The 22,590-nt window shown below is 70.3% G+C and carries 24 protein-coding genes and 1 pseudogene; 10 read left to right on the top strand and 15 right to left on the bottom strand.

Annotated elements, in window-relative coordinates; all coding sequences use genetic code 11:
• Nucleotides 1-109: 109 nt before the first annotated feature.
• Nucleotides 110-646, bottom strand: a complete 537-nt coding sequence (locus E1288_RS21085) for a hypothetical protein (RefSeq protein ID WP_132487698.1) — start codon at nt 644-646, stop codon at nt 110-112.
• A 111-nt stretch (nt 647-757) separates the two neighbouring features.
• Here E1288_RS21085 and E1288_RS21090 point away from each other — a divergent pair, with 111 nt between their 5' ends.
• From E1288_RS21090 to E1288_RS21100, 3 genes are read left to right on the top strand one after another with little or no spacing between them, the layout of a single operon-like run.
• Complete coding sequence (locus tag E1288_RS21090; protein WP_235883708.1) at nt 758-1,231, top strand: hypothetical protein; 474 nt, start codon at nt 758-760, stop codon at nt 1,229-1,231.
• A gap of 38 nt (nt 1,232-1,269) precedes the next feature.
• Complete coding sequence (locus tag E1288_RS21095; RefSeq protein WP_132487700.1) at nt 1,270-1,746, top strand: glycine-rich domain-containing protein; 477 nt, start codon at nt 1,270-1,272, stop codon at nt 1,744-1,746.
• Nucleotides 1,747-1,752: 6 nt separating this feature from the next.
• On the top strand, nt 1,753-2,667 hold the full coding sequence (locus tag E1288_RS21100; protein ID WP_132487702.1) for an aminoglycoside phosphotransferase family protein: 915 nt from the start codon (nt 1,753-1,755) through the stop codon (nt 2,665-2,667).
• Between the two features lie 44 nt (nt 2,668-2,711).
• On the opposite strand, the gene E1288_RS21105 is transcribed toward E1288_RS21100, so the two are convergent.
• The 7 genes from E1288_RS21105 to E1288_RS21135 form a co-directional block, all read right to left on the bottom strand.
• Nucleotides 2,712-4,265, bottom strand: coding sequence for a long-chain-fatty-acid--CoA ligase (locus E1288_RS21105; protein WP_132487704.1), 1,554 nt, complete (start codon nt 4,263-4,265; stop codon nt 2,712-2,714).
• A 31-nt stretch (nt 4,266-4,296) separates the two neighbouring features.
• Nucleotides 4,297-4,881 (bottom strand): RBBP9/YdeN family alpha/beta hydrolase, encoded by a 585-nt coding sequence (locus tag E1288_RS21110; RefSeq protein WP_235883709.1) that lies wholly within the window; start codon nt 4,879-4,881, stop codon nt 4,297-4,299.
• A gap of 25 nt (nt 4,882-4,906) precedes the next feature.
• The gene (locus tag E1288_RS21115) at nt 4,907-6,223 is read right to left on the bottom strand and encodes an MFS transporter (RefSeq protein WP_132487708.1); all 1,317 of its coding nucleotides are present in this window, start codon (nt 6,221-6,223) and stop codon (nt 4,907-4,909) included.
• Between the two features lie 134 nt (nt 6,224-6,357).
• Nucleotides 6,358-7,410, bottom strand: coding sequence for a BKACE family enzyme (locus E1288_RS21120; protein ID WP_132487710.1), 1,053 nt, complete (start codon nt 7,408-7,410; stop codon nt 6,358-6,360).
• Nucleotides 7,411-7,458: 48 nt separating this feature from the next.
• The gene (locus E1288_RS21125; protein ID WP_132487712.1) at nt 7,459-8,343 is read right to left on the bottom strand and encodes a TauD/TfdA dioxygenase family protein; all 885 of its coding nucleotides are present in this window, start codon (nt 8,341-8,343) and stop codon (nt 7,459-7,461) included.
• A gap of 68 nt (nt 8,344-8,411) precedes the next feature.
• The gene (locus E1288_RS21130; RefSeq protein WP_132487714.1) at nt 8,412-9,386 is read right to left on the bottom strand and encodes a quinone oxidoreductase family protein; all 975 of its coding nucleotides are present in this window, start codon (nt 9,384-9,386) and stop codon (nt 8,412-8,414) included.
• Between the two features lie 69 nt (nt 9,387-9,455).
• Entirely contained in the window at nt 9,456-10,496 is a 1,041-nt protein-coding gene (locus E1288_RS21135) for a TauD/TfdA family dioxygenase (RefSeq protein WP_165968197.1), read from the bottom strand.
• 125 nt (nt 10,497-10,621) lie between these two features.
• Here E1288_RS21135 and E1288_RS21140 point away from each other — a divergent pair, with 125 nt between their 5' ends.
• Nucleotides 10,622-11,620: an AraC family transcriptional regulator gene (locus E1288_RS21140; protein ID WP_207954470.1), complete on the top strand. Its 999-nt coding sequence runs from the start codon at nt 10,622-10,624 to the stop codon at nt 11,618-11,620.
• A gap of 7 nt (nt 11,621-11,627) precedes the next feature.
• Here E1288_RS21140 and E1288_RS49855 read toward each other — a convergent pair whose 3' ends face one another.
• The gene (locus tag E1288_RS49855) at nt 11,628-12,332 is read right to left on the bottom strand and encodes a MarR family transcriptional regulator (protein WP_132487718.1); all 705 of its coding nucleotides are present in this window, start codon (nt 12,330-12,332) and stop codon (nt 11,628-11,630) included.
• 231 nt (nt 12,333-12,563) lie between these two features.
• Between E1288_RS49855 and E1288_RS21150 the strand changes: the two genes are divergently transcribed.
• The 4 genes and pseudogenes from E1288_RS21150 (at nt 12,564) to E1288_RS21160 (ending at nt 15,362) form a co-directional block, all read left to right on the top strand.
• The gene (locus E1288_RS21150; RefSeq protein ID WP_132487720.1) at nt 12,564-13,745 is read left to right on the top strand and encodes a cytochrome P450; all 1,182 of its coding nucleotides are present in this window, start codon (nt 12,564-12,566) and stop codon (nt 13,743-13,745) included.
• 5 nt (nt 13,746-13,750) lie between these two features.
• Nucleotides 13,751-14,554: pseudogene (locus E1288_RS21155) on the top strand (oxidoreductase); the annotation flags it as partial.
• Nucleotides 14,555-14,557: 3 nt separating this feature from the next.
• On the top strand, nt 14,558-14,746 hold the full coding sequence (locus E1288_RS48870; RefSeq protein WP_268951851.1) for a ferredoxin: 189 nt from the start codon (nt 14,558-14,560) through the stop codon (nt 14,744-14,746).
• Nucleotides 14,747-14,879: 133 nt separating this feature from the next.
• Nucleotides 14,880-15,362, top strand: a complete 483-nt coding sequence (locus E1288_RS21160; RefSeq protein ID WP_132487724.1) for an AraC-like ligand-binding domain-containing protein — start codon at nt 14,880-14,882, stop codon at nt 15,360-15,362.
• Between the two features lie 146 nt (nt 15,363-15,508).
• On the opposite strand, the gene E1288_RS21165 is transcribed toward E1288_RS21160, so the two are convergent.
• From E1288_RS21165 to E1288_RS21180, 4 genes are read right to left on the bottom strand one after another with little or no spacing between them, the layout of a single operon-like run.
• Nucleotides 15,509-16,864 carry a hypothetical protein gene (locus E1288_RS21165; protein ID WP_132487726.1) on the bottom strand — a complete coding sequence of 452 codons (1,356 nt, stop codon included), beginning with the start codon at nt 16,862-16,864 and terminating at the stop codon, nt 15,509-15,511.
• On the bottom strand, nt 16,861-17,679 hold the full coding sequence (locus E1288_RS21170; protein ID WP_132487728.1) for an ABC transporter ATP-binding protein: 819 nt from the start codon (nt 17,677-17,679) through the stop codon (nt 16,861-16,863). The genes E1288_RS21165 and E1288_RS21170 overlap by 4 nt, the downstream gene beginning before the upstream one ends.
• 35 nt (nt 17,680-17,714) lie before the next feature.
• A complete protein-coding gene (locus tag E1288_RS21175) occupies nt 17,715-18,542 on the bottom strand; it encodes a zf-HC2 domain-containing protein (RefSeq protein ID WP_132487730.1) in 828 nt (275 codons plus the stop codon).
• Entirely contained in the window at nt 18,539-19,078 is a 540-nt protein-coding gene (locus E1288_RS21180; RefSeq protein ID WP_132487732.1) for an RNA polymerase sigma factor, read from the bottom strand. The genes E1288_RS21175 and E1288_RS21180 overlap by 4 nt, the downstream gene beginning before the upstream one ends.
• A gap of 201 nt (nt 19,079-19,279) precedes the next feature.
• On the opposite strand from E1288_RS21180, the gene E1288_RS21185 reads away from it, so the two are divergent.
• Together E1288_RS21185 and E1288_RS21190 are read left to right on the top strand one after the other, a co-directional pair.
• Nucleotides 19,280-19,684, top strand: a complete 405-nt coding sequence (locus tag E1288_RS21185; RefSeq protein ID WP_207954471.1) for a hypothetical protein — start codon at nt 19,280-19,282, stop codon at nt 19,682-19,684.
• 111 nt (nt 19,685-19,795) lie between these two features.
• A complete protein-coding gene (locus tag E1288_RS21190) occupies nt 19,796-20,707 on the top strand; it encodes an aminoglycoside phosphotransferase family protein (RefSeq protein WP_132487734.1) in 912 nt (303 codons plus the stop codon).
• 26 nt (nt 20,708-20,733) lie between these two features.
• Here the strand turns inward: E1288_RS21190 and E1288_RS21195 are convergent, their stop codons facing one another.
• Both E1288_RS21195 and E1288_RS21200 read right to left on the bottom strand, forming a co-directional pair.
• Nucleotides 20,734-21,141: a YybH family protein gene (locus E1288_RS21195; RefSeq protein WP_132487736.1), complete on the bottom strand. Its 408-nt coding sequence runs from the start codon at nt 21,139-21,141 to the stop codon at nt 20,734-20,736.
• Nucleotides 21,142-21,254: 113 nt separating this feature from the next.
• Nucleotides 21,255-22,454, bottom strand: coding sequence for a S8 family peptidase (locus tag E1288_RS21200; RefSeq protein WP_132487738.1), 1,200 nt, complete (start codon nt 22,452-22,454; stop codon nt 21,255-21,257).
• Nucleotides 22,455-22,590 lie beyond the last annotated feature (136 nt).

Here is a 22,590-nt window from a genome sequence, read left to right on the forward strand (position 1 = left end):
CCGTGCAGCGAACTCCACCAGCCGCGGACGCATCCGATCGATCTCATCCGGAGTCACCACCGAAGTCAACCACAATCCACAGTAGATGATCACAACGACACGCCAAAACCTAACAAAGCACTACTAGTTCAGCTCCGCTGATCGCTGCGGTGCCAGTGAGCCGGACGTGTTGGGGCACCAACCAGCCCTGCAGGGGCTCGGTGAGGGCTGCACCAACGACGGCCGCTGCGGAAATCATTGCTTTGCGTCGCGAAAGGGTCACGTCCTGACTCGTCATTTCCTCGGCAGTGGCTACGACGTCCGAAGGATGCCAGCCCGCCGGCTGTTCGTCTGCCCCCACGGATCGAGACGGTGCCGGTGCCTGCCTACGCGGAATGAACCCGAGTTCGCTGTCGGACTTCGCGCCGAGCACTGCACGAAATCCTGCGCGGTAGGCCGCGCCCGGCCATCTGACTTCGCCACGCTCGTACCGCGCGATCTGGTGTCGATCGAGGTCGTACCGCTTGCCGGTCGCCTCGAACAGGTAGCGGTTCACCTCGTCGGCCAGCTCGGACCGCGACATGCACTCGTCAGGGATGCGGGACGCGGTGGCCTCCCGCGCTGCGCGAAGCGACGTGTTCGGCGTCGGCACGATGTCCCCTTTCACGATCGATCACCGAGTGTATCCACATGCGCGCAGCGGGTCAGATCGCAATCTGTCCCGTGATGGCCCGGAAAACGTGTCGGATGCCCCGCACTTTCCGACGAAGGTCAGGACATGACCAACTCGGGAGCGTCGGCAAGTCTGGAGGGCGGCCCGTCCTTGAGCACGTCCGGGATTGACCTCTTGCTGACCGAGCTGCGCCGCAATGCGTGGGGGCTGTGGGTGTTCGGTCCGCCGCATGGTCCCGACATCCTGGCGGCGGTACGCAGGTGGCGGACCTGCGCAGACGTGGTGATCCTCCGCGGCGAGGATGGCGAGAACGACGCGACCGCCTACCGGACGCCGACCATGCCCGGCTTGGACCCGTTCGCGCCCGAGCTGGTGTCGTGGCAGTACCACTCGTCGGCGGTGTGGACCTTGCGCGCTGTCCTCGCGCTTCCCGCGCCCGGGCACTCCCAAGCGCCGATCGCAGTGCTGGAGCCGAGCCCGTTGTGCTTCCTGCCGCCCGACATCGGCCGCCCCATCGCCTACCGGCCGGCGTCGATCAGCGCCGAACCACCGAACGCGATGCAGCCCGTCTCCCGCTGAATTTCACGTCCGAAACCACTTACAAGGCAGGAGGAAACATGACAACCGTCCTCGAACGGACAGCCGCACGGTCCCTGATACCCGATGACCTGTTCTTCCGATTGGTCGAGCGCATCGTGCGCGAGCACGCCGAGATCGACCGGGAGATGGCCGAACGCATCGTGGATCAGACGTTGGCCTTCCTGAGTGCATGTGCCCGCAACCGAGGTGAGCCGCTCGCCCCGAGCCCGATGGTCGACCACGGGTGGCACGAGTTCCTGATGTACACCCGCGAGTACGCCGAATTCTGCCAGCGGGTCGCGGGCCGGTTCCTGCACCACGTGCCCGAGGACACTGCCGCCATGGTGTCCGAGGCCGACCCGATCGAGGTGCGACGCCGCACCGTCGAAGCGATCGAGCAGACCGGGTTCCTCGTCGACCGAGAGCTATGGTTCGCCGAGGACACGAGCGTATGCAGCCAGTGTCACAACGGCTGCTACAACGACCCACCGCCGGACCCGCCGCCGAAGAAGTGAGCACCTATGACCCGACGTGATTGGAGCGAACTACCGGCCGCCGTGCGTGCCGCGATCGAGAACCAGTGCGGCAGCGTGACACGAGCGGTGCTCCCGGACGCCGGGCGGAACTCGGACGTGTCCGCCACCCTGCACACCGGTGGCGGACACGTCCTTTTCTGCAAGGGCGTTCGACTCGACACTCCGCAGGCCCGGATGCACCGGCACGAGGCGCAGGTGAATCCGTACCTTCCGCTGGGCGTGGCTCCGCGGCTGCTGTGGGAGTCCGAGGTCGACGGGTGGCTGTTGCTCGGCTTCGAGCACGTGCCGGGGCACCACGCCGACCTCTCACCGGGGTCACCGGACCTGCCGCTGGTCGCCGACACCTTGCACACGATCGGCGGCGCGTTGACCCCGTCGCCGATCTATGCGCCGCGGCTGGCCGAGCAGTGGGCGCGGCTGGCCGCATGGCGCCGCCTGGCGCACGACCAGGACGCCGAGGCCGACGAGTGGGTGCGGGACCGGCTCGACGAGTTCGTCGATCGCGAGCACCGCGCATTCACCGCGATCGACGGCGACGCGCTCGCCCACACCGACCTCCACCCGCTCAACGTGTTGGTGTCCGAGCGGGCGCGGGTGGTCGACTGGGCGTGGTCGCGCCGCGCCGCGCCGTGGGTCGACGCCGGGCTGCTGGTGCTGCGCCTCATCGGCGCCGGCCACACCCCGCCAGCTGCCGAACGATGGGCCGACGACGTTGTACCTGCATGGTCTTCGGTGGGCGAACAACTGCGCACCGACTTCGCCGTCGCCGTGCTCGGGGTGTGGCACCACATGGCCAGGGTCAGCCCCGGCCCGCAGCGCGCGCCGCTGGTCGGCGTCGCGCGCCGCTGGGTTGCTCATCGGCTCGGAGACGCCGCCCCTCTGATTTCCGTACAGCAGTAGCCAGAAGCCGAACGTGAGCTGATCCGGATCCGACGGCGTGGCTCCTACGGAGTCTGGGTCAGTTGTCGTTTGAGGATTTTTCCTGTTGCCGTCATTGGTAGGGCTTTGACGAATTCGATCTGCCTTGGGTACTTGTAGCTCGCCATCTGCTCTTTGGACCAGGCGATCAGCTCCTCCTCCGTGATCTTCGCCGCCTCCGCCGGGATCACGAACGCCTTGATCTCCTCGCCGTGGCTGTCGTTCTCGACTCCTACGACCGCAGCGAGGGAGACCGCTTCGTGGCTCATCAGCACCTCTTCCACCTCCCTCGGGTAGACGTTGAACCCTCCTCGGACGATCATGTCCTTGGCCCGGTCGACGATGTAGTAGAAGCCGTCGCCATCCCGGCGGGCGAGGTCGCCCGTGCGGAACCAGCCGTTGCGCATCACCTCGGCCGTCTCCTCCGGCCGCTTGAGGTAGCCCTTCATGACGTTGTGGCCGCGGATGGCGATCTCGCCCACCTCGTCGGCTCCGGTCACCGCGTTCCACCGGGCATCGACCAGCTCGGCCTCGACACCCCAGACCGGCAGGCCGATCGAGCCCGGCCGGGGCGCCTGCCCGCGCGGGCTGAAGAGGGCCAGCGGTGACGTCTCGGACAGGCCGTAGCCTTCGAGGATCCGGACGCCGAAGCGCTGTTCGAACCGCGAGTGGATCTCCACCGGTAGCGCCGCGCCACCGGAGATGGCCAGCTTCAGGTTCCGCGCGATCCGCTCGACGTCGACGCCTTCGCCGAGCGCGCCGAGCAGGCCCCAGTACATCGTCGGGACGCCCGCGAACACCGTGACGTCCTCGCCGACCATCAGCTCCAGCGCCGCCTGCGCCTCGAACCTCGGCAGCAGGACCAGGGTCCCGCCGACGGAGAATCCCGCGTTCATATCGATGCTCTGGCCGAAGGAGTGGAACAGCGGCAGTGCTACCAGGTGCGTGTCGTGCTGCGACGGGGTGCTGCCGAACATCTGGTTGGCCGTCAGGGCGTTCATCACCATGTTGGCGTGGGTGAGTTCGGCGCCCTTCGGCCGCCCGGTCGTGCCGCTGGTGTAGAGGATCACCGCGGTGTCGGTCGCCTCCCGCACCACGGTCTCGAATTCCCCGGGCTGGGCCGACAGCGCTTGCGCCAGCGTCTCGGTCTCCCCGACCGGTGCGGTGCTCTCGGCGGTGATGACGAACATGTCCCGGCAGGCCGGGGTCTGCCGGAACGCGGCGCGGCCGCGTTCCGCCGTCGGCAGGCTCGGATCCCCCTCGAAGCAGAAGTACGCCCGGGCGTCCGAATCGGCCAGGTAGTAGGCGATCTCCCGCTCCTTGAGCAGCACGTTGAGCGGTACGACGACCGCACCGGCCTTGAGGATCCCGTAGTACACGGCGGGGAACTCCGGCACGTTCGGGCAGGTGACCGCCACCTTGTCGCCCGGCCGGATCCCCCGGGAGACCAGGAGGTTGGCGATCCGATTGGCGAGCGCGCCGACCTCCGCGTAGCTCAGCCTCCGGTCGCCGCACACCAGGGCGTCGCGCCGCGGATACCTGCGGGCGGAGTCGTCGAGGAACATGGCCAGGTTCAGCACGCTTGGTCTCCTACGTCGTGGTTCGGCGGTGTCAGTGCGCGGCGTCTTCGTGCGTTCGGGCGAGCTCGCGGACGAATTCCTCGGCCCGCGGCCAGGGCCCGTACCCCGAGGCGGGGTTCAGGTGCCCGACGGCGCCGAGGTCGACCAGTCGGCTGCCCCAGTCCCGGGCCATGTCGGCCACCTGCGCCAGGCGCGCGAGGGGATCGTTCGTGCTCGCCGCCACGATGCTGGGGAACGGGAGTAGTTCGCGCGGCGTCGGCAGCCAACCGTTGCGGTACAGGTCGTCCGGTACCGGGTAGCCGTCGGGCAGCCGCGATTCGAAGTCCGGCGGTGTTGCCAGCAGGGCACCCCGGGTCTCACGCGCGTGCCGCTGCGCCCAGTGGACGGTGATCATCACCCCGGCGCTGTGCGCGACGATGACGATGGGTCCCGCGATGTCCGCCACGACGCGGTCGAGCGCCTCGACCCGGGCTTCCCGGCTGAGCTTGTCGTGTTCGAGCGGCGGCACCGTGCGGGTGTTCGGCAGCTTCCCGGCGAGATGGGTCTGCCAGTGGTCGGCCACGTGGTCCCGCAGGCCCGGGACGATCAGGACGGTCGGGTTCTCGGGGTTGTTCAACTGCTGCTCCGATCTTGCGCTTCGGTCATGCCGAAGGACGTCTGTCGAGTGCCGCGAGCCGCCGCAGCGCATCCGGGTAGCGGCGCTTCCCGATCAGCAGCGCCGCAATGGCTCCGAGGTAGACCAGCGGGGCGAGTTGCAGCGCCCCCAGCAGGCCGAGGCGATCGGCCAGGAGACCGACGACGAACGGCCCCGCGGCCAGGCCCAGGAGGCTGTTCGCCAGGGTCAGCGACCCGAACCCGGTGGCCCGCACGGACGCGTGCGTGAGGTTGGCGACCATGGCGGTGGCGGGCCCGGACGCGCCCGCCGAGAAGAACGCGCCGCAGCCGATCACGACGAGCTGCGGAACGCCTTCCGGCAACTGGAAACCGGTGATCAGCAGGACAGCGGCGGCCGCGCCGTAGCCGATCGAGGTGGTCCACTTGCGCTCCGGGCGCCGCCGGCTGGCCCGGTCCGTGATGACGCCGCAGACGATCATCCCGGCGCCGATGAGCAGGACCAGGATCGCCGAGACGAATCCAGCCGCGTCCGGGCTCATGGCGTGGTACCGGTTGAGGTAGCTGGGTGTCCAGGCCAGCAGCACGGCGGCGACGAACATCTGCAATCCGCTTCCGACGTAGGCGCAGAGGACGGAAGCGTTCGAGAACAGGCTGGACAGCGGAGCCCGGTATCCGCCGTTCGTGCCCGGCTCGACGGCGGCCTCGTCCTCGAACCGGTGCTGATCCAGCCTGCGCTGGGTGACGACCAGCCGGAACAGGACGACCAGGACCAGGCCGACGACGGCCATGAACGCCAGGGCCCAGCGCCAGCCGAAGTGGACGGCGATGAAGCCGCCGAGCGCGACGCCGATCGTCGAGCCGAACGAGCCGCCCGCCATGAACGCGCCGCCGAACGTGGCGCGCACGTGGGGCGCGAACACGCTGAGCACCACCGCGATGCCGACGCTGCCGTAGGCGGCTTCGCCCACCCCCACGAGGAATCGTGCGCCGAGCAGCTGGCCGTAGTCGGCCGCGATCGCGCACAGCACCGTCGCCAGGCTCCAGATGGTCGCCATCAGCACCAGGCTCCGGACACGCCCCCACCGGTCGGCGAGCACAGACAGCGGGAAGGTGAGCAGGCCGACCATCATCGCCACGATGCTGGTCAGCGAGGCGAGCTGGGAGTCGGACAGCGCCCACTCGGCCTTCAGGAAGGGGAACACCGCGTTGAGAACCTGCCGGGACATGTAGTCCGACAGCAACAGCGCGAACGTCAGGGCGAAGACCACCCAGGGGTAGATCCGCGGCTTGGCGGCCGCGGCCCCGCTGGGGAGTTCCCGGGCGGGCAGAGCGTGCGACTTCATTGTCACTCCTCGGCTTGCTGCTGATGCGTCCGGTGGAAAGCTCGTCCCCCTGGCGAAATCCGGGGCCGGGGCGCGGGCCCTCGTGAGGCGCCGCGCCCCGGCCTCCCCAACGGCGTCCGGTGGATCTCCGGCCGCTAGGCGTGGTGCGTGAAGCCGACCTGCCCCGGCTTGCGGTTCGGGGCGAACCCGATCTTGGCGAGGGTCTCGTCGGCGTCGGCGTAGCGCTCGCCGATCTTGTAGATCTCGCGGGCCTCCTTGCCGGTGGCCACTTCCCGGCCGAGCTCGCCCGCGATGCGCACCAGCTGCTCGATCTGCTGGACCGAGGTCAGCTTCGCGCCCTTGCGCCCCCAGATGGTGTCCTCGTTGCCGCAACGGGTGTGCAACCCCATGGCGATGGCCATCGCGTTGACCGGCAGGACGCTGCGCATGAGGGTTTCCAGCGTCAGCACCGCTCCGTCGGGGACGCGGCGGATGAACTCCATCATGTTGTACGGGTTGGGGCCGTCGAACCCGCCGCCGATGCCGACCCAGGTGACCATCAGCGGTCCTGTGTAGACACCGCGCCGGATCAGCCGCTCGACGGTCTCCAGCTGCGGGATGTTCGCCAGCTGGAAGTGCGGCTGGATTCCCGCCGCCTGGAGGCGCTTCAGGTGCTCCTCGACCCAGGCCGGGCCGGCCGGCACGTACATCTCGCGGTACGCCTCGGCCACCGCCGGCCGCGCGAGCGAGGTCCCGGCGATGTCGTCCTCGGTCATCAACTCCATGATGTTCATCTGGTTGGTGTTGATGGCGATGGTGACCTGGTCCGGGGCCGGGTCGAGCTCGGCCAGCATGTGGCGGGTGTCGTCGCTGAGCCACTTGGCGTCGGCGCCTTCGCCTTCGGGCGCGAACGAGATCGAGCCGCCCACCTGCAGGATCATGTCGGGGACGGCTTCGCGCAGCCGGCCCAGCAGTTCGTTGAACTTCGACAGCCGCTTGGACCCCTTGCCGTCGAGCTCGCGCACGTGGATGTGCAGCACCGTGGCCCCGGCGTTGTAGCAGTCGACCGCCTGCTGGACGTGCTCGTCCATGGTCAGCGGGAGGTCCTCCCGGAAGTCCTCCGGCTCCCACTCGGGCCCGTAGGGGGCCGCCGTGATGACGAGCTTCTCCTGGTTCTCGGGGAACAGCGAGTCGTCGTGGAAGTGCATCGTTCTTCTCCTTTTCCGAAGCGGCGGAACGAAACTCCCGGAGGGAGGTCAGAACGGCCGGTCGCCGATGATCCCGGCGCGCTCCATCTTGCGGACCGCGGGCCAGTAGTCCTGGACCGCGTAGTGCTGCGTGGACCGGTTGTCCCAGATCGCGACGCTGTTCTTGGTCCAGCGCCAGCGCACCTGGTACTCCGGGATCGCGGCCTGGGCGATCAGGTAGTTGAGCAGGTTGCTCGCCCCGGGGGCGTAGTCGCTTCCGAAGCGGACGTTCTCCGGCGTGTGGAAGTTGACGAAATGCGTGGTGAACGCGTTGACGAAGAGGATCTTCTCGCCGGTTTCGGGGTGGGTGCGCACCACCGGGTGCTCCGCGTCGGGGAACCGCTCCTTCAGCTGGTGGCGCTGCTCCACCGGCAGCGCCGCGCCGAAGGAGGCCTCGATGCTGTGCCGGGCGCGCAGTCCTTCGATCTGGTGCTTGATGTGGTCGGGGAGCTTCGCGTACGCCTCGGCCATGTCGACCCAGATCGTGTCGCCACCGACCGCCGGGCCTTCCACGCACCGGAGCACGCATCCCATGGGCGGGTTCACCCGCCAGGTGGCGTCGCAGTGGAATGCGTTCTCATAGTGCTCGGCGGGGCTGTCGAGATCCTTGTAGATCCGCACCAGGCCCGGGTGATCCGGATCGCTGCCGGCCACCGGGTGGTCTTCGAGCGATCCGAAGCGCCGGGCGAGCGCCACGTGGTCGGCCCGGCTGATGTCCTGGTCGCGCAGGAACAGCACCTTGTGCTTGAGCAGCAAGGCGTGCAGTTCCGCGAACAGCGCCTCGTCGTGCGCGACGTCGCCGAGGTCGACGCCGAACAGCTCGGCGCCGATGGTGCACGTGAGCTGTTCGTGCTCGATCGTGGTCGGCCGGGACGTCTGGACTGCGTTGGACATGATTCCTCCTCGGGTTGGTTGGTCGCGCCGCCGCCCGGAAACCGTTGCGGCGGCGAGGATTCGCTGCGTCAGAGGGAGAAGACCGAAGATCCGATGCTGCGGCCCGCTTCGAGGTCGCGATGGGCCTGCACCGCGTCTTCGAGGGCGTAGCGCTGGTTGATGCCGATCCGGATCCGCCCGTCGGCGACGTGGCCGAACAGCTCCCCCGCCAGCTCCGCGCGCTCGGCCGGGTCGGCGATGTAGTCGGCGAGCGCGGGGCGGGTGACGAACACCGATCCCTTGATGGCGAGCTGCATCGCGTCGATGGACGGGACCGGGCCGGAGGCGGTGCCGAAGCACACCAGCAGGCCGCGCCGGGCGAGCGAATCGAGCGAGGACTGGAAGGTGGCCGCGCCGATGCTGTCGAAGACGACCGGAACGCCCGCGCCGTCGGTGATCTCCCGGACCCGTGCGGCCACGTCCTCCTGCTTGTAGAGCACGACGTGGTCGCACCCGTGGGCGCGCGCGACCTCGGCCTTCGCCTCCGTCGACACCGTGCCGATCACCTTGATCCCCAGCAACTTCGCCCACTGCAAGAAGATCAGGCCCACTCCCCCGGCCGCGGCGTGAAGCAGGACGGTGTCCCCCTGCCGCAGCGGGTGGATGCGACGCAGCAGGTAGGAAGCGGTGAGCCCACGCATGGTCATCGCGGCGGCCGTGTCGAAGCCGATCTCGTCCGGGAGCGCGATCAGCGGCGCGGCGGGCATCACGCGCTCTGTGCTGTAGGCCCCGAGCGGGCTGCCCGTGTACGTGACCCGGTCCCCCTCCTGGACGTGCTCCACGCCGGCGCCGACCGCTTCCACGACACCGGCCGCTTCGACGCCCATGCCCGCGGGCAGCGGGGCCGGGTAGAGGCCGGTGCGGAAGTAGGTGTCGGCGAAGTTCAGCCCGACCGCCTCGTGGCGGATGCGGACCTCGCCCGGGCCGGGCTCGCCGACGTCGACGGCCTCCCACCGCATGACCTCCGGCGCACCGGTCTCGTGGAAGCGAACGGCTCGTGCCATGGCGTGCTCCTTCGCGGCACGGACGAATCCGCCCGTGCCGTTGCTCGGTTGATTTCCCTGTCCGCCCGGTCAGTTCGCCCGGGCGATGACGTCCCGGGGCGTCACTCCCCCGCGTCCCCGCGGACCGCCGTACCCGGCCGTCTCCCAGGTGAAGTTCGGCGGCAGCTTTCGTCCATTGTGGAGCGTCAGCCAGAGCCGGCGCAGGCGGTCGTCGGCCGCCGGGTCCGCGATGCCGCCACCCTGGGCGTGCGCGTGCAGGACCGCGTAGTTGTTGAACAGCTGGATGTCACCGGGCTCGACGTCGAAGCCGAACCGGAGTTCGGCCGCGGCCGCGAGCCGGTCGATCAGCTCGAACAGCGCCACGTCGGCGGGTTCCAGCCGGGGAACCTCCGGGTACCGCTGGGCCGACTCGATGTCGCGCCGGGCGTAGCGGACGCTCAGCTTGCCGTCGCACCAGCACGCCAGCGGAACCGAGCGGTAGGGCCTTTCCCCGGGGAGCTGCTCGCCCCAACGGTCGAACCCGAAGCGCCGGTACATGCGCTCGGCCAGGAGCGGATCCCGCCCCAGCAACTCGTTGTACAGCGCCGCCGAGCTCACCACGGTGCTGCGCCCGCCGAGCCGCGGGCTCAGCAGCGCCGCGACATCCGAGCCGCCCGTCCGAAGTTCCGGCCCCGCCGCCGCACCCCGGATGCGGCCGAGCTTGCGCCCGAAGGAGTCCTGCGAAACCGGAGAACCCAGGTACTGGGCCATTCCCCAGAAGAGCGTGTTGATCTCGGTATCGTCGTACCGCTGCACGGGAAGCCCCTTGATCACGGCGAAACCTCGCCCGTTCTCCAGAGCACGAGCGATGCGTCGCAGCTCAGCTCCCAGCGAGGGAAGGGGAAACCGCTCGCTGGTGATCCGGAGGAGCACGATCCCGTTCTTCCGCACCGCTTTCAGCGCGGTGTCCAGCTCGTCGAGGTGGGACGGCGAGAGCTCGAACCGCCACTCGGCCGGGCCGCCGAGGTCGGCCGCCCGCCACGCCGCAGCAGTCCGGCACGGCTCCCGCAGCACATCGGCGGACGGGGTCCCGATCGCCGAGGAGCCGCACTGCGTCGCTGGTTCGGCCATGACGTTCTCCATCGGAATCTCGGAGCGGGATCGGCTGTGATGGAGGCGACATTAGGCGCCGACGAGGGCCAGGTCTTATCCTCGCGGGACACGATGATTATCACTTGGTGACATCGCGGAGAGTGATGATGAAGCCCCTCGCCCGCTACGCCTCGCTGAACAGTTACATCGACGTCAGCCGGTCGGTCGGCATCGAGCCGACCCGCCTGATGCGCGGCGTCGGGCTCGACCCGGCCGGGATGGCGCTCCAGGACCGGTGGATCCCGGCCGTGTCCGTCGCCCGGCTCCTCGAACGGTCGGCGGCGGAGTCCGGGCACCAGGACTTCGCGCTGCAGCTGGCCGAACGCCGCCGCTTCGCCAACCTCGGTCCGCTGGGCCTGGTCATCCGCGAGGAACCCGACGTCCGCAGCGCCCTGACGATCCTGATCCGCCACGAGCACATGTACAACGAGGCCCTGCGGATGCACATGGTCGTGCGCAACGGACTGGCGACCATCCGCGTCGGCTTCGAACTCGGCGAGCAGACCGAGACCAGGCAGGCCACCGAGCTCGCCCTCGGCACGCTGCACCGGCTCCTGCGCGATTTCCTCGGATCGCTCTGGCAGCCGATCGCGGTCTGCTTCACGCACCGCGCACCGGCCGACGCGAGCACCCACCGGAGGGTTTTCGGCCCCACGGCCAAGTTCGAGCAGGAGTTCAACGGGATCACGTTCTACGCCCACGACCTCGACGTGGCCAACAAGCGGTCGGACCCGCTGATGCGCAACTACGCCTACCAGATCCTCGATTCCCTTGAGTCGCAAGGGGAAACGACGACATCGAGCCGCGTCCGCGAGCTGATCGAGATCCTGCTGCCCACCGGGCGCTGCTCGGTCGAACAGGTCGCGCGCAGCCTCGGGGTGGACCGCAGGACGGTGCACCGCCACCTCGCCGACGCGGGCGAGACGTTCTCGTCGATCCTCGACGCGACGCGGGCCGAACTGGCCGAGAACCTGGTGGGAAACCGGCGGTACAGCATGACGGAGATCGCCGAACTGCTGTCCTTCTCCACGCCGGGCAACTTCTCGCGCTGGTTCCGGGGCCGGTTCGGGTGCAGTCCCAGCCAGTGGCGTAGCCGGAGGTGATCCGCCGTCAGGGCTTGTTGGAGAGGGTCTGGCGCCAGTGCTCGGCGGCCTGGACCATGTCCCGGCCGAGGTGCTGGAAGAACCGGCTCGTGGCGCCCAGGCGGGCCCCGGCCGGGGTGGCGTCGCCGAGGAGATCGGCGCCCTGCCGGGTCAGGTCCGCCCACCTGGCCATCGACCCGACGCTGGCCAGCCACGCCTGGTACCAGACGTGCTCGTCGATCACGTACCGCTCCCGCCGGCCGTCGCGCTCACGCCCGACCAGGCCCCGCTGTTCGAGCCAGCCGACGGCCTTGGAGACGGACGCGGGGCTGACCTGGAGCCTGGCGACGAGCTCGGCGGCGGTGGTGCTGCCGGTGTCGCTGGTGAACAGGCAGGCGAGGATCCTGGCCATCATCACCGGAAGCCCCGTCTCGACCATCATGCCGACGAACCGCTCCTCGAACTCGCGGACCGTCCGCGGGTCGCGCCCGTCGGTGTCAGCGGCCGGGATTTCCGGGTGCCCGCCCGGTTTGCGGCGCCGGGCCCGCCACGCGGTCGCCTGCTGCGCCTGGTTGGCCCGGTAGCCCCGGACCCCGCCGTTGCGCGCGACCTCGCGGCTGATGGTCGACCTCGGCCGCCCCAGCTCGCGGGCGATCTCCGCGTACCCGAGCCCGGCCGCCAGTCCGGCGCCGATCCGCCGGCGCTCCTCGTGCGTCAGCCGACCTCCCGGCATCCCCGCCTCCACTCGTCGCCGAACAGCGCTTGAGGCTCGTGAGTGCGCAACCGGGCTCCAGCCCGATTGCGCACTCACGAGCCCACGCACCGTCGGTGCATTCAGCATCAATGTCATTGCACCGATCGTACTTCTCCTACCTGGAAGAACCGAATTCTCCGGTTGCGAAAGCGCGAAATGCGGTCCTAGCGTTTCGCGCACCGCGAACGAATCATGTGGAAGGAGACCGGCATGACCCCGTCACTGCCGACCACGCGGCCGGCCCACCGCCCCTTCGACCCGCCCGAGGGGCTCGCCGAGCTGCGCGAGCAGGCGCCGCTGAGCAGGCTGAGCTACCCGGACGGGCACGAGGGGTGGCTGGCGACCAGCCACGCCCTGGTGCGCGAGGTGCTGGCAGATCCGAGGTTCAGCGTGCGGCCCGAGATCCGGCACACGCCGATTCCCGGCGTCCCCGGCAGCGACCAGCCCGCGCCGCCCGGGATCTTCAACGCCATGGACGCGCCGGAGCACACCCGGTACCGCCGCTTGCTCACCGGCCAGTTCACAGTCCGCCGCATGCGCCGGCTGACCGAGCAGATCGAGGACATCACGGCCCAGCACCTCGACGAGATGGAGCGGCACGGCGGCCCGGTGGACCTGGTGGAGGCCCTGGCGCAGCCCGTCCCCGCGCAGGTGATCTGCGAGCTGCTCGGCGTGCCGTACGCGGACCGGGCGCGCTTCCAGGCGCACGCGCTGGACATGTTCCGGCTGGACTTGCCGCCGGAGCAGCTGGCTGCCGCGTACGGGGCGGTGCACGAGTTCGTCCGCGAGCTGGTGCTCGCCAAACGCGCCGCGCCCACCGACGACCTGCTCAGCGGCCTCACCGCCACCGACCTCACCGACGAAGAACTGGTCAACATCGGGTTCGTGCTGCTGGGCGCCGGGCTGGACACCACGGCCAACATGCTCGCGCTGGGCGCCTTCGCGCTGCTGAGCCATCCCGACCAGCTCGCCGTCCTGCGCGACGACCCCGGCATCGCCGGTCGCGCGGTCGAGGAGCTGCTGCGCTACTTGAGCATCATCCCTTTCACGATCCGCACCGCACTGGAGGACGTCGAGCTGCACGGCGCGCAGATCAAGGCGGGCGAGACGGTCACCGTCTCGATCCCAGCGGCCAACCGCGATCCCGGGCACTTCGCCGACCCCGACGTCCTCGACCTGCTCCGCGCGGGCAGCGGGCACGTGGCGTTCGGCCACGGCATCCACCAGTGCCTCGGCCAGCAGCTGGCCCGGGTGGAACTGCAGGTCGCGCTTCCCGCGCTGGTGACCCGATTCCCGGCGCTGCGCCTGGCGATTCCGGCCGAGGACGTGGCGATGCGGACCGACATGCTCATCTACGGCGTCCACCGGCTGCCCGTCACCTGGGAGGTGTAGCGGAAGTGGTCACCAAGGTCTGCCTCGTCACCGGCGCGTCATCGGGAATCGGCCGCGCCACCGCGCTGGAACTCCTGCGCGCCGGCCATACCGTCTACGGCGCAGCGCGGCGCGTGCACAAGATGGACGCCATCCACTCTGCCGGGGGCCACGCCCTGGAGATGGACGCGCGCGACGGCGAGGACCTCGACCGGGTGGTCGCGAGGATCCTCGACGAGCAGCAGCGGATCGACGTCCTCGTGAACAACGCCGGAACCGTCCTGCACGGCGCGATCGAGGACGTGCCGCTGGATCGGGCGCGCGATCAGCTCGAAGTCAACCTCCTCGCGCCGGCCAGGCTGGTCCAGCTAGTCCTGCCGCACATGCGCGCGCAGCGGTCCGGCACGATCGTCAACGTCTCCTCGATCGGCGGCGAGATCTCGCTGCCGCTCGGCGCCTGGTACTACGCGTCCAAGCACGCGCTCGAAGCCTTCTCGGACACGCTCCGCATGGAGGTCGAGCCGTTCGGCATCGATGTCGTGATCGTCCAGCCCGGCATCATCAAGACCGAGTTCGAGGATCAGACCGCCGCGCAGCTTAGGGAATTCTCCGGCGGCGGGCCGTATGGGGACATGGCAGAAGCCATGGCGCGGCGCGGGGAAACCGAGCTGGGCGACGGCTCCGAACCCGGCGTCGTCGCGGAGACCATCCGGCAGGCCGTCGAAGCCGACCGCCCGGACACCCGCTACGCGGTCGGCCGGCTCGCCGACGAGCTCCTGCAGCTCAACAGGTCGCTGCCGGATCGCGAATTCGACGAACTGGCCACCCGCCCGATCACCGCCGACACCGAGCTGTGCGCGGGCGCAGGACAGTGCGCGCTCACGGCCCCAGCTGTCTTCGACCAGCGCGACGAGGACGGCATCGTCGCGCTCCTGCAACCGGAGCCCCCGGCGGAGGCCCGCGACGCGGTGCTGCAGGCCGTCCTGCTGTGCCCCACCCGCGCCATCCGGGCGGACGAATGATGCGCGGCTGAACCGGCATCGACGCTCGTGGCCGGTCGGCCGTGGCTGACGTCCGGGAGTCCCGCACCAGATATTGATGGCCCCGCGGGCGCTACCGTGGATTCCTGGTCACGTGGTGAGGCGGTGGCGAGCGATGGGTGCTCTGGAGCGCTACATGGTGCTGCGGGGCAGCGACGTCGACGAGTTCCGGACGAGCGTGTCGCGGTTCCTGACGCCGCACCTGCTGACGCCGGTCGGGCGGTGCCATTCGAGCGTGACGGCCGATCTCGCCCAGGTGAGCCTCGGCCCGGTGTCCCTGGTGTACGGGCGCAATGCCGGTGCGGAACTGGGTGTGCGCCTGCTCGAACAGGTTTCGTACTACGACGTCAACCTGGCGCTCGCCGGGCGCAACCTGCTCAGCTGCGCCGGGGACGAGGTGCTCCTCGACGGGGCGACCGCCGGGATCATCTCGCCGAAGATGATCGCGGAGTTGCGGCTCAGCGACGGCTACAGCCAGTTGCACGCGCGCGACGACGTGTCCCGCCCGCAGGGGAGGCCAGCGCAGCGCGGCGGTGCGATCCAGCGCCGCGTCCGCGCCGCCAAGGCCGACCGCTCCCACGGAGATCCCGAGCGCTAGCCCGGCGACCACGATCCGGGCGGTGCCCGGCGGATCGGCGCTCCAGCGGCCCAACGCCCACACCGCGGCGGTCGACACGAGGAGCACGGCGCATGTCGCCGGGACACGGCGGGAACGAAGGTACAAAGCCAGCCCTCGCACCGGGATCACCCGCCCGGCGCGAGGACCGCGAGCGGATCGGGTTGGCATGTCTGGATGGCCGCGCGCAGTTGCACGACCGCCTGGGGCTGGGTTTCCGGCGGTAGGGCGCGCAAGGCGTGCCAGGCCGATCCCGCCCGCTCCCGGATCTCGTCGTCGGCGCCGTAGTAGTCGGGCATCGGCGTGAACTCGTCGGTGAGCCAAGACGCAATGACCGTGCGTGCGGCCTGCGACTCGTCGCCGTACCACTCGTTGCATCCCGGGACGGTGCCGCTCAGGAGGCTGATCCGGGCCGACAGCGAGTCCTCTCCGGCGCGTTCGAGCTCGTCGAAGTCCACCGGGAGCACGCCCGGCGGCACGTGCGGGACGGTGCCGCGGGTCGGGATCTCCGCGACGGCGCGGGGCGCATCCGGCAGTTTGCCCTGCAGCGACAAGGCCTCCCGCGCCGGCCCGGTGAGGGCTTCCAGCTCGTGGGCGTGCGCGCGGGTGACACACACGTCGCGGGTTTCGGTGCACACCAGCGCCGCCGTCTCCCCGTTGAGGACGTAGACGGCGTCGGCGTCGCGCGGCAAGGCGATCACCGCCACCACGAGCCCGAGCACAGCGGGCAGCAGCGCCGCGATCCGGGTTCCGAGACGGCTCGCGGTCACCAGGCCGAGAGCGGTCGTCGCCAGCGCGGCGAACCACCCGAGCTGCACCGCGCTCACCGTGCCCGACACCGCGATGAAGGCGGTGCGCGTCGTTCCCGCCAGCATCGGCGTCATCAGCTCCGGCACGCTCGACCCCGGCCCGGTGAAGTACTCCGCGTTGATCGTCGTGGCATGCGCGCGGATCAGGATCGCGAACCCGGCGGCCGCCACCACGGGCGGGGTCAGCAACGACGGCAGCAGCCGGCCGATGCCCATGCCGAGCCAGCCGGCCGCGACCAGCGACAACGCTCCGACCGCCGCGACCGGCAGCCAGCCGAGGTGGAAGAAGCCGCCGTTGGCCACCACCGAGACGCCGCCCGCGACCAGGATCGCGGCCGAGGCGGCGACCATCGCCAGGGCGACCGCCGCGGCGCTGTGCGCCGACCGCTGCCACGCGGGTCGCGGCGCCGACGCGAACAACTCCGCCACCCCGCTGCGGCTGTCTCGCGTCCCCAGCAGGGCCCCACCGCCGAGCGCCACCGGCACCAGCGCGAAGTGCATGAAGCGCAGGTAGTAGACGAAGGAATCCCATTGCAGGTACCAGGCTCCGGTGGACTTCTGCCACGGGGCGTTGGTCAGCAGGTACAGCAACCCCACCGCTGTCGAGAAGATCGCCGCGCCGGTCACCAGGGCGCTGGAACGCCGCAGGTCGATCCGCACCATCCGCGCGCTCACCAGGATCCCCCGGGCCGTTCGGCGTCGCCGCGGTGCCGGGCCAGCAGCGCCGAGTAGCCGCGCTCCGCCGGGCTGTCGCCGGGACTGCTTTCTCCACCTGCTCCGAGGAGTTCCTCGCGCGTTCCGCGGAACACCAGGCGGCCGCGGTCGATGAGCGTCACGTCGGCGCAGGCCGCGGAGACGTCCTCCACGATGTGCGTGGCGACCAACACGCAGGTGTCCTGGCCGATCCGGTGCAGGAGTTCGCGGAACCGCAGCCGCTGCCCGGGATCCAGGCCCGCGGTCGGCTCGTCGAGCAGCAGGATCTGCGGGTCGTTGACGATGGCCTGGGCGATGCCGGCGCGGCGCACCATCCCGCCGGAGAGCGTCCGCATCCGGTGGTCGGCCCGGTCGGCGAGCCCGACCAGCTCGATCGCGCGTTGCACCGCGCCCGGCCGGTCCTGCTTCGGGACCTCCTTGAGCCAGGCCACGTACTCGGTGAACTCGCGGAGCGTGAACCGCCGGTAGAACCCGAAGTTCTGCGGCAGGTAGCCGAGCCGCCGGCGCACCTGGCGCACCTCGCGCCCCCGGCCGATGGGGTGCCCCAGCAGTTCCAGGGTGCCCCCGGCCGGCCGGGCGACCGTCGCCAGGGCGCGCATCAGCGTCGTCTTGCCCGCGCCGTTGGGGCCGAGCAGGCCGTGCACGCCGGTGCCGAACGACAGGTCCAGGCCGTCGACCGCCATCCGCAGCCCGGCCCGCACCCGCAGCCCTTCGGCGCGGATCTCGGCGGCGTAGGTAGTGGGCGCGATTTCCTCGGCGCTCACCGCGCGTGCCATCATCTCCTCCTCATGTCCACAATGGATCTACGGGTTCACGGGTTATCGAGCCGGGTGCAGGAGCGCGAGCGCACCGCCAGCACCACCCCGCCGACTGCGAGAGCCGCACCCCAGAGCGGAGCGGCGGACGGCTCCAGCGGAAGCAGCGAACCGGCCGCGAACAGGCTCGGCAGGACGACCGCCCCGGCCCACAGCGCGATGAGGCCGACGGCTGCCCGGGTGACGCCGACGAAGCTACCGAGGGCCAACGATCCCGCGGTGAAGGCCAGGCAGGGCAGCAACCACCGGGCCGGCGACGTGCCCGCCGCCCAGCCCACCACCAGCAGCATCGGGATGACCACGGCCAGCACGGCCGCGGTGCGCCGCAGCACCAGCTCCACTCCCCCGCGGGCGGCGCCGGCCAGCACTTCGTGCGCCGGGTCCAGGCCGCGCGACCAGGCCGTCGCCACGCACAACAGCGGCGCCACCGGCGCAAGCAGCAGCACCATGGACGGATATCCCTCGCTCAGCAACGGAGTCCAGGTGTCGACCGCGAGGGCCAGCAGCAGCACGAGCGCGGTCATCCCGAACCACGGCAGCATCACCGGCGACGCCCAGGTGCGCAGGTGCCGCAGCCACCGGTTCCCGGCGGGCTGCGGCGCGCTCGCGGCCACCGCGGGCTCCAGCTCGGCCCACACGCCCTCCAGCAGCGCCGTCACATCACCGGAGATGCCGGACGCCAGTTGCCCCCGGCACGCCGCGCAGGATTCGAGATGGGCTTCCACCGCCCAGGTCTCGTCGGCCGTCAGCGCGGGATCGTCGCAGGTGTAGCGCCGCACCAGCTCGGCCGCGAGGTGATCGCCGTCGTGTTCGCGCACCCTCATGACAGCGCCTCCCGCATCGCAATCCGCGCCCGGCGGGCGCGGGTCTTCACCGTTCCTTCGGGAACACCGAGCAGCAGCGCGGTTTCCCGGACCGACAGCCCGTCCAGCACCATCGCCTGCAACACCTGCCGCAGTTCCGGAGCCAGCCGCCGGAGCGCGTCGCCCACCGTTCCCCCGACCTCACGGGCCAGCGCGTCGTCTTCGGCGGCGGGAGCGCTGGTCGGCTCCACGGCGACCGCACGCACCTGCGCGTACCGGGCCTGCCGCCGGAAACCGTCCACCAGGCGGCGCGCGGCGATGGTCCACAGCCACCCCACGGCGGTGCCGCCCACGGCGTCTCCCGCGAACGTCCCACCAGCGCGCCACACGGCGAGGTAGGTCTCCTGCATGACCTCGGCGACGAGCTGCTCGTCCGCGCACCTGCGGCGCAGCCGCAGCGCCAGCCACGGCGAGGTGCGCCGGTACAGCTCCTCGAAGGCAGCGCGGTCGCCTCGCGCGATGCGGCCGACCAATTGCGCTTCGTCCAGTGAAGCCATCGGCACCCGGTTTCCCCTCACGCCCCGGAAGACGGCGACCGAGCACCCCACGGTTCTTTAAGTGATGCAGATCACTCGGGAGAACCCGGGGCGACGACCGCCGCGACTTACGGCCAGATCCTGCCGGACGGCCGACTCCACACCGGCGGGACGACGGAAACCAATCAGGTCCTAATAGGACCAATATCTGAGGATGTCGTTGTGCTGAAGAAGAAGGCTGTCGCCGCCGCCATCGGGCTGACCGTTGCAGCGGGCGCGATCATCATCGCTACCAGCAGTGGGGCGTTCGCCGCGCCCGAGCCCGGCGCGGCCCCCGCCCCACCCAAGGGGGCCCGGGCGACCGTCCAGGTCGACCCGAATCCCGTTTGGCGGGGCCAGGAAGTGACCATCACCGGCGACTGCGGCGGCGGAACCGGCCTCAAGGCCGTGCTCAGCGGCTTCTCGGAAACGAAGCCGGTGCTGGAAGACGTGCGCATCATCGACCCCAACCCGGCCGGGTTCCTCGCGAAGGCCCGGCTGAGCGACACCGTGGGCAACGGCGTGGGCCCGGTCTTCGTCGACTGCGGCGGAGAAGCCGGGGTCACCCTCATCGTCACTCACGCCTGACGACCGGAACCCGCGCCGCCGCAAGCAGCCATCATCGCTTGCGGCGGCGCGCCCGCTCGGGTCCGTACACTGGCAGGCAGGAAAGCCCTGCCGCCGAAAGGAAATCCCCACATGCTCGCGTTCGGCGTCCCGGACACGCTGCTGGCGTCCTACGGCAGGAGCGAGGCGGGGAGGGCCTGGATCGCCGCGCTGCCCGGTCAGGTCGCCGAGCACCTGGAGAAGTGGGACCTCGCTCCCGACGGGGACGTCGCCGCCGGAGAGGCCTCGCTCGTGGCGCCCGTCGTCCGCGCGGGCGGGGAACGCGCGGTGCTGAGGTTCCAGCCGCCCAAGGAGGAAACCAGGGCCGCGCTCGTCGGGTTGCGCACCTGGAACGGCAGCGGGATCGTGCGGCTCCTCGACCACGACCCGGCGAACTGCACGATGCTGCTGGAACGCCTGGACGGTTCGCGCACCCTGGCCTCCGTCGCGGACGACGACGAGGCGATGGGCATCCTCGCCGACTTGCTGCGCCGGTTGACGGCCGTGCCCGCGCCGGAGGGGTTGCGGGGGCTCGGCGAGATCGCCGCCGAGATGCTCGACCAAGCGCCCCAAGCGGTTTCGGCGCTGACCGACCCGGCCGATCAACAGCTGCTGCGCTCGTGCGCAGCAGCGGTCGCCGACCTGGTCGACGAGCCCGGCGATCGGCTGCTGCACTGGGATCTGCACTACGGCAACGTCCTCGCCGGCGAGCGGGAACCGTGGCTGGCGATCGACCCGGAGCCGCTGGCGGGCGACCCGGGGTTCGACTTGTGGCCCGCCCTGGACAGCGAGTGGGACGCGGCGGTGGCCACCGGCGACCCGATCCGCGTCGTGCACCGGCGATTCGACCTGCTCACCGAAGCCCTCGGCCTGGACCGGGAGCGCGCGGCAGGCTGGACGCTCGGACGCGTGCTGCAGAACAGCCTGTGGGACGTCGAGGACGGCGCGACTGCGCTGGCGCCGAGCCAGGTCGCCATGGCGCAGGCCATGCTGGAACGCCCGTAGCGGGTGGCTTTCCGGAGTCCGGTCGCCTAACCTGCCAGGGGACCTCGCAGCGACTCGTGGTAGTGGATTCCCTTCCAGCCACCGGCTTTGCGATGCGCGATCAGCGTGTTGCGGCCCTGCACGGTGAACGGCTCGGAGCTCGCGCCCACCCCCTCGAGGTGGAAGGCGAAGAACACGCAGGCGATGTCGTCGATGATGTCGATCCGGACGTCGGAGACGGCCATGACGTGCACGTGGCGGATGCCCGAGAGGACGCGGTCGAAGTAGCGGTCGACCGAAGCCTTGCCCACCAGCGGCCGGTCCAGCTCGGAGGGGCAGTACACGGTTTCGTGCTCCGGGTCCCAGATCGATCGGAGCGCGGCGGCGTCCAGGTTCGCCCAACCGGCCCGGTACACCTCGACGAGCGCGGCGACTTCTTCGGTGTCCTTCGTCATGAACACCACGCTAGAACTTCGAGTTCGGTGTAGCTCAAGCCCTTCCCGCGTCCGAAGAAAACGGGGGGAAGGCCCCGCCTGCAGTCGGGGCCTTCCGTTTTCACCGGTCGGTATCAGTAAGCGGCGCCGCCGCTGATGAAGCCGACGTGCAGCAGGCGGTTCGTCGAGCCGGAGCCCGGGTTCCGCACCGCGTTCTGGGTTCCGTTGTTCACCAGCGCGTCGCGCACCTGCGCCGGCGTCGCCGACGGGTTCGCCGTCAGGTACAGCGCGACCGCGCCCGCCACGTGCGGGGTGGCCATCGACGTGCCGCTCATGCCGCCCGCGCCGCCGCCGTTGAGGGTGGAGGTGATGTCGGTGCCCGGCGCGAAGATGTCGGTGCAGCGGCCGTAGTTGGAGAACGACGACCGGCTGTCCTGCCGGTCGGTGGCGTTGACCGTGATCGCCTCCGGCACGCGGGCCGGCGTCGAGCCGCAGGCGTCCGTGTTGGAATTCCCAGACGCCACGGCGAAGGTGACGCCGCTCTGGATCGCCCTCCGCACGGCGTTGTCGGTCGCGGTGTGGCCGCCACCGCCGAGGCTCATGTTCGCCACCGCGGGCTTGGTGGCGTTGGCGGCCACCCAGTCGATGCCGGAGATGATCTGGGAGTACTGACCCGAACCCTGGCAGTCGAGAACGCGGACGCTGACCAGCTTCACCTGCTTCGCCACGCCGTACGTCTTCGAGCCGACGGTCCCGGCCACGTGCGTGCCGTGGCCCTGGCAGTCGGAGGCGTCGGCGTCGTTGTCGATGAAGTCGCGGCCGTCCCTGACGCGGCCCTCGAAGTCGGGGTGCCGCTTGTCCACGCCGGTGTCGAGGATGTACGCCGTCGCCCCAGACCCGGTGTTCGGGTAGGTGTAGCTGCGGTCGAGCGGCAGGTTCTTCTGGTCGATCCGGTCCAGGCCCCAGGTGGGGTTCTGCTGGGTGCCGGCGATCCGGCCGACGCCGTCCTGCTGCACGTACGCGACCGCCGGGTCGCCGGCCAGCCGCTTTGCCAAGCCCTCGTCGAGCTTCGCCGCGAAGCCGCGGATGGTCGAGGTGTACGTGGCGGTCGTGGTGCCCCCGTACTGCGCGACGAGGCGGGCGGTGGTGCTCGTGGTCGAGGCCGCGCTCGCGTTCAGGTCCTTCAGCACCACGATGTAGCTGCCCGCAACCGGGTTGGCGGCGGGGAGGATCGAGCCGGTCGGGGCGGCGGTGGCCGGAGCGGCGGCCAGCGCCGCGGCCAGCACACCCGCGCCCAGCGCGGTGGTCAGCCGGATCTTGCGTCCTTGTCGCATGTCGGGTGCTCCCTCTTCAGTTATGGCTGCCATACGGAGGTGGTGACGCACAGCCATTTCCGACACGATCGACTGATGCCCTCACGATGATCAATCCGTGTTTCATTACGTAGGGGTACCTGTCTTTCGGCGAGGG

Origin of the sequence: Saccharopolyspora elongata, from assembly GCF_004348985.1 — a bacterium.
GTDB lineage: Bacteria > Actinomycetota > Actinomycetes > Mycobacteriales > Pseudonocardiaceae > Saccharopolyspora > Saccharopolyspora elongata.